The sequence below is a fragment of the Dietzia aurantiaca genome (assembly GCF_021033825.1).
GTDB lineage: Bacteria > Actinomycetota > Actinomycetes > Mycobacteriales > Mycobacteriaceae > Dietzia > Dietzia aurantiaca.
Window position 1 is genome coordinate 44,112 of record NZ_JAIFXZ010000002.1, and the last position, 13,621, is coordinate 57,732.

The window sequence follows — 13,621 nt, forward strand, 5'->3', positions numbered from 1 at the left end:
GCCACTGGTGAGCGGCGGGGATGGGTGGCCTAGACTGACCGTGCCCGAATTGACACTGAGGAGTTCCCACTGTGACAGCATCCGGACGTCCCGTCGTCCTCATCGCCGACAAGCTCGCCCAGTCGACCGTCGATGCGCTCGGCGACGCCGTCGAGGTCCGATGGGTCGATGGCCCGGATCGCCCGAAGCTCCTCGAGGCGGTCAAGGACGCCGACGCGCTTCTCGTGCGCTCGGCCACGACCGTCGACGCCGAGGTGCTCGCGGCAGCGCCCGGTCTCAAGATCATCGGCCGTGCCGGCGTCGGCCTGGACAACGTCGAGATCCCCGCGGCCACCGAGCGCGGCGTCATGGTCGTCAACGCCCCCACGTCGAACATCCACTCCGCCGCCGAGCACGCGGTGGCGCTGCTGATGTCCGCCTGCCGCCAGATCCCCGCTGCCGACGCGACGCTGCGCGAGCACACCTGGAAGCGCAGCTCGTTCAACGGTGTCGAGTTGCTCGGCAAGACCGTCGGCGTGGTCGGCCTGGGCCGGATCGGACAGCTCGTCGCGCAGCGCCTGGCGGCGTTCGAGACCAACCTCATCGCCTACGACCCGTACCTCCCGGCCGCACGCGCCGCACAGCTGGGTATCGAGCTCGTCGACATCGACGAGCTGGTCGCGCGTGCGGACATCATCACGATGCACCTGCCCAAGACCAAGGAGACCGCCGGCCTCTTCGACGCGGACCGTCTGGCCCGTGCGAAGGACGGCGTCGTGATCGTCAACGCCGCACGTGGTGGCCTGATCGTCGAGTCCGCGCTGGTCGACGCACTCAAGTCCGGCAAGGTCCGCGCCGCCGCGCTCGACGTGTTCGACACCGAGCCCTGCACCGATTCGCCGCTGTTCGAGCTCTCCAACACCGTCGTCACCCCGCACCTGGGCGCTTCCACCAGCGAAGCCCAGGACCGCGCCGGCACCGACGTCGCCCGCAGCGTCCTCCTCGCCCTCCGCGGGGAGTTCGTCCCGGATGCGGTCAACGTCTCCGGCGGTCCCGTGGGCGACGAGGTCGCCCCCTGGCTCGATCTCGTCCGCAAGGTCGGCCTCGTCTCCGGGCACCTGTGCCCCGGCGTCCCCACCACCGTCAAGGTCGAGGTCTCCGGCGAGCTCGCCGCCGAGTCGGTCGACGTGCTCGGCCTGGCCGCGCTGCGCGGCATGTTCTCCGCCATCACCGACGAGCCGGCCACGTTCGTCAACGTGGGCCAGATGGCCGAGCAGCGCGGCGTCACCCACTCGGTGGAGACCCGCAGCGAGTCCAAGTCCTACCGCAGCACCGTCTCCGTCACCGCTGTGACCGCGGACGGTGCGAGCGCGAGCGTCACCGGCACGCTCTCGGGCCTGGAGAAGGTCCAGAAGATCGTGCGGATCAACGAGCGCGGCTTCGACATGCGTGCCGAGGGGCAGAACCTGTTCGTCCACTACGCCGACCGCCCCGGCGTGCTCGGCCGCGTCGGCTCCATCCTCGGCGGCGAGGGCATCGACATCCAGGCCGCGGCCCTGAGCCAGGACGCCAGCGGCGAGGGGGCTTCGCTGATCCTGCGGGTGGACCGCGCCGTGGCCGAGCCCACCGTCGACCGAATCGTCTCGGAGCTCAGCGCCACCGCCACCCAGATCAACCTGGACTAGAAGCGAAAAGGAACCGACCACCCTCATGAAGCTGGCAGTCATACCCGGAGACGGCATCGGTGTCGAGGTCACGGCCGAGGCGCTCAAGGTGCTCGACGCACTCGTGCCCGGAGTCGAGAAGACCGAGTACGACCTCGGCGCGCGCCGTTTCCTCCGCAACGGGGAGACCCTCACCGACGAGGACATCGCGAGCCTCAAGGAGCACGACGTGATCCTGCTCGGCGCGATCGGCGACCCCCGGTCCGTGCCGGCCGGCGTTCTCGAGCGGGGCATGCTGCTCCCGCTGCGGTTCGCCCTGGATCATCACGTCAACCTGCGGCCGTCCAAGCTCTACCCGGGCTCGGCCACGCCGCTGAAGGAGCCCGGCGAGATCGACTTCGTCGTCGTCCGCGAGGGCACCGAGGGCCTCTACACCGGTAACGGTGGCGCCATCCGTGTCGGAACGCCGCACGAGATGGGCACCGAGACCTCGGTCAACACCCGCTACGGCGTGGAGCGCGTCGTGCGCGACGCGTTCGCCCGGGCCACGTCGCGGCGCGGCAAGCTCACGCTGGTCCACAAGACCAACGTGTTGGTCAACGCCGGCGGGCTGTGGCAGCGCACCGTCGACGAGGTGGCGCCGGAGTTCCCCGAGGTCGAGGTGGGCTACTGCCACATCGACGCGGCGACCATCTACATGGTCACCGACCCGTCGCGCTTCGACGTGATCGTCACCGACAACCTGTTCGGCGACATCATCACCGACCTGGCGGCGGCGGTCACCGGCGGCATCGGGACCGCGGCGTCGGGGAACATCGACGCCTCGGGCACCAACCCGTCCATGTTCGAGCCGGTTCACGGCTCGGCGCCGGACATCGCCGGACAGGGCAAGGCCGACCCGACGGCCGCGATCCTGTCTGTGGCGCTGCTGCTGCGCCACGTCGGCAAGGACGCCGAGGCCGATCGTGTCGAGGCCGCCGTCGAGGCGGATCTCGCGTCGCGAGGCGACACCGAGATCGTCACCGCCGAGGTGGGCGACCGGATCGTGGCGGCGGTCAGCGCCTAGATCCCTCGGTACGGCGCCGGGCGTCGGGACCGGGTGCCGACGGCCCGCGGGTGTGATTCGCGTGAAGAGGATCACACCGCGGGCCGTCGGCGTTCACAGTGGAGTCATGGACGTCGAACTGGTCGAGGTGCGGGACTTTCTCGCGCGGTGCGCGCCGTTCGATGAGCTGCCCGGGTCCGTGCTCGATCGACTGCCCGCCAGACTGACCCAGCGCTACCACCGGCGCGGCAGCGTGATCGTCGGGGCGGGGGAGACCAACGACACCCTGCACATCATCCGGTCCGGCGCCGTCGAGATCTGCGACCCGGAGGGCACGCTGCTCGACACCCGCGACGAGGGTGACTGCTTCGGCTACTCGACCCTGGCCCACGCCGGACCGTCCCGGTACCGGATGGACGCGGTCGCCGACACTCTGCTGCTCGAGATGTCGAGGGAGGTGTTCGACGAGGTCGCGGCGGAGCACCCGGTCCTGAAGGACTTCTTCGGCGAACGCAGCGACAGGATCCGCGAGGACCTCGCCTCGGCACGGGTGGCGGCCTGCGGAGGCGATGTACTGGGAACGCCGGTCGGGGAGATGCTGACGCGGGACGCGGTGACCATCGGGCCGGAGACCAGTATCCGTGAGGCCGCACGGATCATGACCGAGCGCCGGGTCTCGTCGCTGCTGGTGGTCGAGTCCGCCGCGGTGATCGGGATCTTCACCGACCGTGACCTGCGGTCGAAGGTGGTGGCCGTCGACGCCAACACGAGTGCGCCGGTGTCGTCCATCATGAGCCCCGACCCGGTCTCCGTCGACGTCCACACCCGCGCGTTCGATGCCACACTCCTGCAGATGGACCGCGGGGTCCACCACCTGCCGGTGGTCGACGGCGGGGTGCCGGTGGGGGTGGTGACGTCCGGGGACCTACTGCGCATGGTCCAGGCCGACCCGGTGTATCTGGCGGCGCGGATCGCGCGTGCTCCCGATGTCGCGGCGGTCGCCGGGCTGGCGGAGAGGCTGCCGCCGCTGGTGGGTGAGTTCGTCCGCAGGGGGACGACGCCTCAGGACATCGGCCGCGTGGTCACGGCGACCGCGGACGCCGCCACGCGTCGGCTGTTGGCACTGGCGGAGGAGGAGCTCGGCCCCGCGCCGGTCCCGTACTGCTGGGTGGGGCTCGGGTCGCAGGCCCGCGGCGAGCTCGGGGTGGCGAGCGACCAGGACAACGCCCTGGTGCTGGCGGACGACGCCGCCACGGTCGCGGGCGCCGACGACTACTTCGCGGCCCTGGCCGTTCGGGTCTGCCACGGCCTGGACCGCGCGGGATTCCCTCTGTGCCCCGGAGACGTGATGGCCGCCAAGCCCGCGTGGCGTCGTACGACGACGGAGTGGATCGACCAGGTCGCGGACTGGATCGGCGCCCCGGATCCCGAGGCGATGCTTCATGCGCAGGTGTTCTTCGATATCCGGGCCATCGGCGGCCCGGCAGCGCTTCTCGCGCCGATTCGCCGGGATATGCTCGCGCGCGCCAGGGCCAGCCCCCGATTCCAGGCTCACCTGGCGAGGATCGCGTGCGAGTGGCAACCCCCGCTGGGGTTCTTCCGTGGACTGGTGGTGGCGCGCCGGGGCGAGTACCGCAACACGCTCGAGATCAAGGCGGGCGGGATCGCCCCGGTCGTACAGATCGCGCGACTTCATGCCGTGGCGGCCGGGGTGGAGGAGGTGGCGACGCTGGACCGGCTCGACGCCGCGGCGAGCGCCGGGGGGATGACCCGTGGTGACGCCGAGAATCTGGCCGAGGCCTTCCGCTTCCTGCGCCGGCTCGCCTACCGACATCACGCCCTCCAGATCGCGGAGGGCAGGCCACAGGACAACAACGTCGACCCGAGGAGCCTGGGTAGCAAAGACCGACACCGACTGCGGGCGGCGTTCCGGATCATCGCCGCGGCGCAGGACGCACTGGCGCTCAAGTACCCGGTCGGACGGATGTGATGGCGTTCGGCCGGCGGGACGGTGAGCGCGGCAGGCGCAGGGCCGCGGCGAAGGTACCGGATGGTGGGCTGCGCCGCTATCTCGAGAGCCCTGTGCCCGACCGGTCGACGCCGGTGGACGAGCTGTCGTTGCTCGCCGTCGACGTCGAGACCACGGGGCTGGACCCGCGGCGTGACAGGGTCCTCGCGGTGGGGTTCGTGCCCGTGGACGGGACGCGGATCGCCCTCGGGGGCGCCGGGACGGTGTTGGTGCGGGCGGACGCCCGGAGCGACGACGACGGGGTGGGCCAGAGCGCGACCGTGCACGGCATCACGGACGACAGGATCGCCGAGGGCTCGGATGTGTGCGAGGTGGTGGACCTGCTCTTCGATGCCATGGTCGGTCGCGTGTTGCTCGCCCACTACAGCCCGATCGAGATCGATTTCCTCGGCGAGATGTGTCGCCGTGTGTACGGCGTGCGTCCGCCGCTCGTGGCCGTCGACACCCTCGAGCTGCAGAGGTGGGTGGTGCGGCCGGGCGTCGACATGGGGTTCACGGCCGACCCCCACCCGGACGACCTCCGTTTGTGGGGAGCGCGCGAGAGATACGGACTGCCGCGGTACCGGGCCCACGACGCGCTCGTCGACGCGGTGGCCTGCGCCGAGCTGTACCTCGCCCAGATCGCCGAGCTCGGGGAGCGCGGGGCGCGCACTCTCCGGGATCTGCGAACGGCCTAGGATCGGGGCATGCGTCTCGCCCGAATTGCCCACCCGCAGGGGTTCGCCTTCGTTGAGGTCCGTGGTGACGTCTCCGACCCGTCGTCGCTGACCTGCGCGGAGATCTCCGAACATCCCTTCGGCACCCCCGAGTTCACCGGCCGTGAGTGGCCGCTGGCCGATGTCCGTCTCCTGGCCCCGATCCTGGCCTCCAAGGTGGTGTGCATCGGCAAGAACTATGCGGAGCACGCCGCGGAGATGGGGGGCGAGGCTCCTGCGGAGCCGTTGATCTTCCTCAAGCCCAACACGTCGGTCGTGGGGCCCGAGGCCGCGATCGCGTACCCGCCCAGCTCGGAGCGGGTCGATTACGAGGGCGAGCTGGCCGTGGTGATCGGTCAGCCCTGTCGCGATGTCTCCGCCGCGCGCGCCCACGAGGTGATCCTCGGCTACACCTGTGCGAACGACGTGACCGCGCGTGATCAGCAGAAATCGGACGGGCAGTGGACCCGCGGCAAGGGCTACGACACGTTCTGCCCGCTCGGCCCGTGGATCGTCACGGATCTCGACCCCAATGGCCTGGATGTGCGCACGACGCTGACGAGCGAGGACGGTGGCTCGGAGCTGAAGCAGGACGGCAACACCTCGCAGTTCATGCACACCGTCGGGGAGATCATCGAGTACATCAGCCGGGTCATGACGCTGTTGCCGGGCGATGTGGTGCTCACCGGCACGCCCGCCGGTGTCGGTCCGATGCTGCCGGGGGACCGGGTCACGGTCGAGATCGAGGGGATCGGCTCGCTGAGCAATCCGGTCGTCGACCGCTAGTCACGTCCGGCAGTCGGTTCTTCCGGCCACCGACGCGGTTTCGGTGGCCGGTTCTGCCGGCTCAGGAGACGTTGAACGCCTTGAGCACGGTCCGCAGCTTGGCCGCGGTCTCGGCCACCTCGTCGTCGGGGTCGGAGTCGGCCACGATCCCCCCGCCGGCCCAGGCGATGGCCCCGGTCCGTCCGGCGTCGATCTCCGCGCAGCGGATGGAGACCATCCAGTCGCCGTCACCGGAGGCATCGGCCCATCCCACCGTCCCGGCGTAGAAACCGCGTGGGCCCTCGACGCCGGCGATCAGCCGTCTCGCCTCGTCCGTCGGTGTCCCGCACACCGCCGGGGTGGGATGGACCGCGAGTGCCAGATCCAGCGCGGTGGTTCGACGGTCGGCGATGCGGCCGCGGATCCGCGTGCCGAGGTGCCACATCTCGCGGGTGGAGGTGAGTGAAGGACGGTCGGGGATCTCCAGGTCCCCGCACAGCGGGCCCAGCGCCTCGGCGATCGAATTCACGACGAAGGCGTGCTCGAACGCGTCCTTTCCGGAGTCGCGCAGTGCGCGGGCGGAGGCCTGGTCGACGGCGGGGTCCGCGTCACGCGGCGCCGAGCCGGCCAGCGGGTGGCACTCGACGACGTCCCCGCGGCGCCGCACGAGCAGTTCGGGGCTCGAGCCCACCAGGACGCGCCCGTCGCAGTGGTCGCCGGCGGGGGAGAGGTCGACGAGAAAACCGTCTGCGTGCGAGCTGGAGTCGATCAGGGTGGCACACACCGCATGGGGGTCGATCGGCTCGTCGGACTCCAGCCGGACCGCACGGGCCAGCACGACTTTGCCCACCCCACCGGCGTTGATCGCGGTCAGCGCGGTCGACACCCGCGCCCGGTGCTCGGCGGGGGACGGGATCTCCTCGACGACGCGGGCGCGGGTGCGGATGCCGCGGAAGTAGGCCGGGGGTTCCAGCGGACCGTCGGTGCGGACCACCAGCTCCGGTTCCGTGAGCGCGGCGGGCGCGTCGGGCTCGAACCCGATCGCACCCACGACGAGGCCACAGGCGCCGGATCTCAGGGCGAGGGCCGCGTCGGCAGGGTCGGTGAAGGACTGGACGACGCCCTGGGACCGCAACGATCCGGTGGGCCGGGAGAGCAGGAAGTCCGGCGCGGTCACGGGGCGGCCGACGTCGGGGGTGTTCCCTGACGCCACGGCTGGCCTCCCTCGACTCGGGCACCCCGTGGATCCACGCCCTGACGGCGCCCACGAGTACTCGGTTGATCCTAGGCCGGTCCTCGCCGGGGGCGGGAGGCGGGATCGTCACTAGGATGGTCGCCATGACCGCCTCGAACGTTCGCGTCCGCTTCTGTCCGTCTCCCACCGGGACCCCCCACGTGGGTCTCGTCCGAACCGCCTTGTTCAACTGGGCGCACGCCCGGCACACGGGAGGGACGTTCGTCTTCCGGATCGAGGACACCGACGCCGCGCGCGACTCGGAGGAGTCCTACGAGGCGTTGCTCGACGCGCTGCGGTGGCTCGGGTTGGACTGGGACGAGGGCCCGGAGGTCGGAGGGCCGTACGCGCCGTACCGCCAGTCCGAGCGTCGCGACCTCCACCTGGATGTCGTGCGCAGGCTGGTCGAGTCCGGGGAGGCCTACGAGTCGTTCTCCACGGCGGAGGAGGTCGAGGCCCGCCATCGTGCGGCCGGACGGGATCCGAAGCTGGGATATGACGGTTTCGATCGTGACCTCACCGAGGAGCAGAAGCAGGCATACCGCGATGAGGGGCGTGGCGCGGTGGTCCGCCTCCGGATGCCGGACGAGGACCTGGGATGGGACGACCTCGTCCGGGGAGAGACGGTGTTCAAGGCGGGCACGGTCCCGGACTTCGCGCTGACGCGCGGGAACGGCATCCCGCTCTACACCCTGGTCAACCCGGTGGATGACGCTCTGATGAAGATCACGCACGTCCTGCGCGGTGAGGACCTGCTCAGCTCCACGCCACGCCAGATCGCCCTCTACCGGGCGCTGGAGCGCATCGGGGTGGCGGACGGTGTGCCCGCGTTCGGGCATCTGCCGTTCGTGATGGGTGACGGGAACAAGAAGCTGTCCAAGCGCGATCCGCAGTCGGACCTGTTCCTGCACCGCGACCGCGGGATGCTGCCCGAGGGACTCCTCAACTACCTCGCGCTGCTGGGCTGGGGTCTGTCGGAGGATCGGGACGTGTTCTCGCTCGGCGAGATGGTGGACGCGTTCGACATCCGCCAGGTCAATGCCAACCCGGCCCGTTTCGACCAGAAGAAGGCCGACGCGATCAACGCCGAGCACATCCGGCAGCTGCCGGCCGAGGAGTTCGCGCGCCGGTTGCGTGAGTTCCTCGTGGCGCATCCCGCAGAGGACGGGTTGACCCTCCCGGAGAGCCTTGACGGCGATCGTTGGTCGACGGTCGCAGAACTCCTGCAGACCCGCATCGTGGTGCTGTCCGACGCGTGGGACCTGATCCGGTTCCTCGTCGTGTCGGAAGCGAGGTTCGCGGTCGACCCGCAGTCGGCGGCCAAGAACCTGAAGGCCGAGGCGCGCGAGGTCGTGGACGCGGCCGTGGCGGCGCTGGAGGGGCTCGGGGAGTGGACCACGCCGGCCATCGAGGCCGCGCTGTCCGCCGCGCTCGTGGAGGAGCTGGGGATCAAGCCGCGCAAGGCCTACGGCCCGGTGCGCGTGGCGGTGACGGGATCGCACATCTCGCCGCCGCTGTTCGAATCCCTCGAACTGCTCGGTCGCGAGTCCACGATCGCTCGCCTGAAGGCGGCGCCCATCGCGGATTGACCTGCCGATTTGCTATTCACTCTCGAAGTTTTGTAATCTCTTCGAGGTCGCCGAAGAGCGGCAGAGAAGTGAATAACAGTGGCCTATGGTGTAATTGGCAACACAGCTGATTCTGGTTCAGTCGTTCTAGGTTCGAGTCCTGGTAGGCCAGCTGAGCGCTCCTCGTGAGCGTTCACGCGAGCGGATCCTTGACGGATCCGCGTTCTGGCCCCCGTCGTCTAGCGGCCTAGGACGCCGCCCTCTCACGGCGGTAGCGTGGGTTCGAATCCCATCGGGGGTACAACGCAGAAGGCGCCCGGAGCACATGCTCCGGGCGCTTTTCTCGTCTCGTCTGGTGTCGCTCCGCCCGCGGCCGGGCCGTGCGAGGGAGCGCGACGAGCGACGCGGGCGGCCGGGGCGGCCACCGGCGTCGCCGGCCTGCTCAGTCGATCGTCTCCTTGAGCTTGTCCTCGCGGATGAACAACAGCATCACGGTCGCGACGAGGAGCAGCGGCACCACGACGTGGTAGATCGGAACCAGGGCGTCGTTGTACGCTCCGACGATCGCGTCGTGCAGCGGCCCGGGAAGCCCGGCGAGTATCTCCGGGCTCATCGAGTTCGCGGCGCCGGAGCCGTTCGAGAAACCGGCGGCGACCTCAGCGCCTTCGGGCCCCATCTGCTGGGCCGCGGCGGGGATCCGCTCGCCCATGAGATCGGCGAGGCGGCTGACGAACACCGAGCCCACGACCGCAGACCCCAGCGTGGCGCCGATCTGACGGAAGAAGTTGTTGGACGCGGTGGCCGTGCCGACCATGGTGATGGGGAACGAGTTCTGCACGATGAGGACCAGCAGCTGCATGCACAGGCCGAGTCCGAAGCCGAACACGAACAGGACCACCCCGAGGTGCGTGAGGGTGTCCTCGGCCCGGAGCGAGCCGATCAGCCAGAGGCCGACGGCCATGACCACCGAGCCGACCACCGGGTACCACTTGTAGCGGCCGGTGCGGCTGACGATGTTGCCCACGACGATCGAGGTGCCCATCATTCCGGCCATCATGGGCGTCATCATGAGGCCGGCGGCGGTGGGGCTGAGTCCGTGGACCATCTGGATGTAGGTGGGCAGGTAGGCGATGCACCCGAACATCGACACGCCGATGATGAGCCCGGCCGCGGTGGACAGGGTGAAATTTCGCTGGCGGAACAGGGTCATGGGGATCAGCGGATCGGCGGAGCGCAGCTCGAACAGGACGAACGCGACCGCGCAGACGAGGAACAGCGCACCCAGGGCGAAGATCACCGGGTCGGTCCAGCCGAACCGGTGGCCGCCCCACGACGAGAGCAGGATGAGCGCGGTGGTGCCGGTGGCCATGAGGAGCGTGCCGGCCCAGTCCGTCCGTCGGCCGGCGCCGCGGCGGGGGAGACGGAGGAAGGCCACCGCCACGACCAGGGCGAGGAGGCAGACCGGGAGGTTGAACCACAGCGCCCAGCGCCAGCCGGGCCCCTCGGTGAAGAACCCGCCGAGGAGCGGCCCCAGGACGGAGGAGAGCCCGAAGACCGCGCCCATGATGCCCATGTACCGACCGCGCTGGCGGGCGGGCACGACGTCGGCGACGATCGCCTGCGACAGGACCATGAGCCCGCCGCCGCCCAGCCCCTGGATGGCGCGCGCAACGATGAGGACGTCGATGTTCCAGGACAGTGCGCCGAGGAGCGAGCCGGCGGAGAACAGCAGTATCGCGGCCACGAACAGGGGTTTGCGGCCGATCTGGTCACCGAGCTTGCCGTATACCGGCAGGCCGATGGTCATGGTGAGCAGGTAGACGGTGATGACCCAGCTCATCCGGTCGACGCCGCCGAGGTCGGCGACGATGGTCGGGAGCGCGGTGGCGAAGATCATCTGCCCCAGGGACACGATGAGCATCCCCAGCAACAGCGAGGTGAAGACCAGCGGGACGTTGTGGCCGGGCGTGGCCGGGGCGTTCGTCTCCGCGTGTGGTCGGGTGGTGGTGTCGGTCATACTGACCTCTCTGAGAGGGCTGCGAGCTGGGCGAGTTGGCCGAGGGCCATGAGGCAGTCGGCGTTGAGATCGGCGAGCGTGGCGTGTTCGCGGGTGAGCCAGGTCGACAGCCCGAGGCTCCCGGAGGCGGCGATCAGTGCGACGTAGGCACGGGCCTCGGCGTCGACGGGGACGGTGGTGAGCCGCCGTAGCTGTGGGCTCCGCCCGAAATGCTGGGTGAGCAGGTCGACGAGCCGGAGCTGGAACTTCGACGAGGCGGTCATCCGCGCGGCGGCCAGGTCGGGGTGCTCACGGAAGATGGCGCGCCGCCGCTGCAGAAGGACGGCGGTCTGCGCGTCGTCGGCCGTGCGGACCGCGGAGAACGCCGAGAGGAACAGCGTGAGCAGGGCGCGCGGGACGTCCGGGTCGGCCCCGGCGAGGAACTCCGCGCGTGCGGCGTCGGGGACGTCCTCGGGGGTCGTGCCGATGACCGCGGCCTCCTTGGAGGCGACGTAGTTGAAGAAGGTCCGCTTGGAGACCTCGGCGGCCGCGCAGATCTGGTCGACGGTCACCGCGTCATAGCCGTGCTCGAGAACGATCGACGTGGCGGCATCCTCGATGGCGACCATCGTCGCGCGCCGCTTGCGCTCGCGGAGTGAGTCGGCGTCGGGTGGGGAAGTCATGCCGGAAGCCTAGCGAAACCGTGCACTGAGTGCATATTTACACCTGGTGAACTTCGCCACTCTCCCTGATTTGGAATCCCGAACCGGGTCTGCCTATAGTGGTTCAGCACTAAGCCCCCGTCGTCTAGCGGCCTAGGACGCCGCCCTCTCACGGCGGTAGCGTGGGTTCGAATCCCATCGGGGGTACCAGGGAGATGTCCCGGCTGGTCTGATCAGACGAGCCGGGACATCCTGCATTTGGGTGCATGAGAGGATCGCCGTCGTGACCTCGCGCCGTGACCTCCTCCGCCTCGCCCTCGGTGCCGGGCTGGCGACGGTGGGAGCGTCCGGATGTGTACGGACGGACGATCCGGGCCAGACGACGGCACCGTCGACCCCGGGCGCGTCCACGTCCGGGTCGCTCGCGCCCCCGGAGCCGGTCCGGACCGTCACGCCCGACGCCCCTGCGCGACGGGTGGTCGCGATGTCCTCGGCGGACCTCGACGTCCTGCACGCTCTTGACCATGCGCCGACGGCGGCCTGGGCGGCGGACGGCACCGGGCCCCGGCCCTGGCGCGAGCAGCCCGCCCCGCCGGCGCCGGAGTGGTCCGAGGCCGGGCCGCCGAGCCTCAGATCCCTCCTACCTTTCGGGGTGGACGCGTTCGCGATGGCGTCCGCGGATGTCACCGAGTCGCAACTGCGGGCCTATGAACGTCTGGGCGCCGTGATCGTCGGCCCGGAGGGGCGACCCGGTTGGCGCGATCATCTCCACCTGATCGCCGACGCGGTGGGGGCCGACCCCGCCCCGGCGGAACGGGTCACCGGGGAGGTGCTCGGGGCGTGGGCCGAGCGGCAGCGCCGGCTGGGGGTGGAGGGCTTCGTCGTCGTCATCGGGACCGGCGCTGACCCCGACACCGCCGTGGCCACCCTCGCGGCCGACCCACCGCTCCTCGCCGAGCTGCGGGCACTCGGGTTCGAGGTGGTGACCTATCCCGGGCCGGTCGTCTTCCGAGAACTGCGACGGCCCGGCGTGCAGGTCGTTCGCGTCGACCCACGGGACGGTGATCTCGTGGCCGCGGTCCGGCAGCCGAGCGTGTCCAGCCTGCCCTGGGCGCTGGAGCGGCTCGTCCGGGGGCGGCGCCCGGGCTGACCCGACGGGTGGCATGCCGGGCCGGGGCGCAGGGCGGGCGGCGCCTGGTTCGGTGCGCGTCCCGGCCGGTGGGGCGGGTGTCGGTTAGAGGCGCTTGTGGATGGCTTCGGCGGCGGCGAGAAGGTCGGCGGCCCAGCGCACACCGGGGCGGCGGCCGATGCGGTCCACCGGGCCGGAGACGGAGATGGCAGCGATCACGGCGCCCGAGGAGTCGCGGATCGGCGCCGAGATGGACGCGACGCCGGGCTCGCGCTCGGCGACGGACTGGGCCCAGCCGCGCTTGCGGATCTCGGCGAGCTGGCGCTCGGTGTAGCCCGCCTCGGCCAACAGCGCGCGCTGCGTGTGGACGTCGGCCCATGCGGCGAGCACCTTGGCGCCCGAGCCGCGCGTCATGGGCAGGACCGCTCCGACGGGCACCGTGTCGCGCAGTCCGGTGAGGGGCTCGGCCGAGGCCACGCAGACACGGCGGTCGCCGTCGCGGCGGTAGACTTGGACGCTCTCGTCCGTGGTCTCGCGCAGGCGGGGCAGGACCGAGGAGGCGGCCTCGGCGAGCGGGTCGGGGAGGTTGGCCGCGAGCTTGGCGAGACCGGGTCCCAGGGTCCAGATGCCGGCATCGTCACGGGCCAGGAGTTGATGCGTCTCCAGGCCCACCGCCAGTCGGTGTGCGGTCGCCCGGGGCAGCCCGGTTCGCTCGCACAGGTCTGACAGGACGCACGGTTGCTCGGCCACGGCGTGCAGCACCGTCATTGCTTTGTCGAGGACCCCGATCCCGCTATACTGTCTCACAGTTCGACTATAGCGTCCTACATGGTGAGAATCCATCGTGAACTTGCC

Annotated in this window: 11 protein-coding genes and 3 tRNA genes; 10 read left to right on the forward strand and 4 right to left on the reverse strand. The window is 70.5% G+C overall.

Annotated features, from left to right (window positions below; translation table 11 throughout):
• Positions 1 to 71: 71 nt before the first annotated feature.
• From serA to K3888_RS02785, 5 genes are all read left to right on the forward strand, one after another.
• Positions 72 to 1,664, forward strand: coding sequence for a phosphoglycerate dehydrogenase (gene serA, locus K3888_RS02765; protein ID WP_230928715.1), 1,593 nt, complete (start codon positions 72 to 74; stop codon positions 1,662 to 1,664).
• Positions 1,665 to 1,689: 25 nt separating this feature from the next.
• Entirely contained in the window at positions 1,690 to 2,709 is a 1,020-nt protein-coding gene (locus tag K3888_RS02770) for a 3-isopropylmalate dehydrogenase (protein WP_230928716.1), read from the forward strand.
• 106 nt (positions 2,710 to 2,815) lie between these two features.
• Positions 2,816 to 4,678 carry a DUF294 nucleotidyltransferase-like domain-containing protein gene (locus tag K3888_RS02775; protein ID WP_230928717.1) on the forward strand — a complete coding sequence of 621 codons (1,863 nt, stop codon included), beginning with the start codon at positions 2,816 to 2,818 and terminating at the stop codon, positions 4,676 to 4,678.
• A complete protein-coding gene (locus K3888_RS02780; protein ID WP_230928718.1) occupies positions 4,678 to 5,394 on the forward strand; it encodes an exonuclease domain-containing protein in 717 nt (238 codons plus the stop codon). The genes K3888_RS02775 and K3888_RS02780 overlap by 1 nt, the downstream gene beginning before the upstream one ends.
• Positions 5,395 to 5,403: 9 nt before the next feature.
• Positions 5,404 to 6,198, forward strand: coding sequence for a fumarylacetoacetate hydrolase family protein (locus K3888_RS02785; RefSeq protein WP_230928719.1), 795 nt, complete (start codon positions 5,404 to 5,406; stop codon positions 6,196 to 6,198).
• A gap of 61 nt (positions 6,199 to 6,259) precedes the next feature.
• Here K3888_RS02785 and K3888_RS02790 read toward each other — a convergent pair whose 3' ends face one another.
• A complete protein-coding gene (locus K3888_RS02790) occupies positions 6,260 to 7,390 on the reverse strand; it encodes an isochorismate synthase (protein WP_230928720.1) in 1,131 nt (376 codons plus the stop codon).
• Between the two features lie 125 nt (positions 7,391 to 7,515).
• Between K3888_RS02790 and gltX the strand changes: the two genes are divergently transcribed.
• The 3 genes from gltX to K3888_RS02805 all read left to right on the forward strand — a co-directional run bounded on the left by gltX (position 7,516) and on the right by K3888_RS02805 (position 9,280).
• The gene (gltX, locus tag K3888_RS02795; RefSeq protein WP_230928721.1) at positions 7,516 to 9,000 is read left to right on the forward strand and encodes a glutamate--tRNA ligase; all 1,485 of its coding nucleotides are present in this window, start codon (positions 7,516 to 7,518) and stop codon (positions 8,998 to 9,000) included.
• A gap of 79 nt (positions 9,001 to 9,079) precedes the next feature.
• Positions 9,080 to 9,151: transfer RNA gene (locus tag K3888_RS02800), tRNA-Gln, on the forward strand.
• Positions 9,152 to 9,207: 56 nt separating this feature from the next.
• A tRNA-Glu gene (locus tag K3888_RS02805) sits at positions 9,208 to 9,280 on the forward strand.
• A 141-nt stretch (positions 9,281 to 9,421) separates the two neighbouring features.
• On the opposite strand, the gene K3888_RS02810 is transcribed toward K3888_RS02805, so the two are convergent.
• A complete protein-coding gene (locus K3888_RS02810) occupies positions 9,422 to 10,996 on the reverse strand; it encodes an MDR family MFS transporter (RefSeq protein WP_230928722.1) in 1,575 nt (524 codons plus the stop codon).
• Complete coding sequence (locus tag K3888_RS02815) at positions 10,993 to 11,658, reverse strand: TetR/AcrR family transcriptional regulator (RefSeq protein WP_230928723.1); 666 nt, start codon at positions 11,656 to 11,658, stop codon at positions 10,993 to 10,995. The genes K3888_RS02810 and K3888_RS02815 overlap by 4 nt, the downstream gene beginning before the upstream one ends.
• A 113-nt stretch (positions 11,659 to 11,771) precedes the next feature.
• Between K3888_RS02815 and K3888_RS02820 the strand changes: the two genes are divergently transcribed.
• Both K3888_RS02820 and K3888_RS02825 read left to right on the forward strand, forming a co-directional pair.
• Positions 11,772 to 11,847 (forward strand) — tRNA-Glu (locus K3888_RS02820).
• Positions 11,848 to 11,920: 73 nt separating this feature from the next.
• Positions 11,921 to 12,787, forward strand: coding sequence for a TroA family protein (locus K3888_RS02825; RefSeq protein ID WP_230928724.1), 867 nt, complete (start codon positions 11,921 to 11,923; stop codon positions 12,785 to 12,787).
• An 84-nt stretch (positions 12,788 to 12,871) separates the two neighbouring features.
• On the opposite strand, the gene K3888_RS02830 is transcribed toward K3888_RS02825, so the two are convergent.
• Positions 12,872 to 13,573, reverse strand: coding sequence for an IclR family transcriptional regulator (locus K3888_RS02830; protein WP_230928725.1), 702 nt, complete (start codon positions 13,571 to 13,573; stop codon positions 12,872 to 12,874).
• Positions 13,574 to 13,621 lie beyond the last annotated feature (48 nt).

Excerpts from the sequence above, each read along its gene's own strand:
- K3888_RS02770 (WP_230928716.1), top strand. The coding sequence starts at position 1,690 with ATGAAGCTGGCAGTCATACCCGGAGACGGCATCGGTGTCGAGGTCACG.
- K3888_RS02775 (WP_230928717.1), top strand. The coding sequence starts at position 2,816 with ATGGACGTCGAACTGGTCGAGGTGCGGGACTTTCTCGCGCGGTGCGCG.
- K3888_RS02780 (WP_230928718.1), top strand. The coding sequence starts at position 4,678 with ATGGCGTTCGGCCGGCGGGACGGTGAGCGCGGCAGGCGCAGGGCCGCG.
- K3888_RS02785 (WP_230928719.1), top strand. The coding sequence starts at position 5,404 with ATGCGTCTCGCCCGAATTGCCCACCCGCAGGGGTTCGCCTTCGTTGAG.
- gltX (WP_230928721.1), top strand. The coding sequence starts at position 7,516 with ATGACCGCCTCGAACGTTCGCGTCCGCTTCTGTCCGTCTCCCACCGGG.
- K3888_RS02810 (WP_230928722.1), bottom strand. The coding sequence starts at position 10,996 with ATGACCGACACCACCACCCGACCACACGCGGAGACGAACGCCCCGGCC.
- K3888_RS02815 (WP_230928723.1), bottom strand. The coding sequence starts at position 11,658 with ATGACTTCCCCACCCGACGCCGACTCACTCCGCGAGCGCAAGCGGCGC.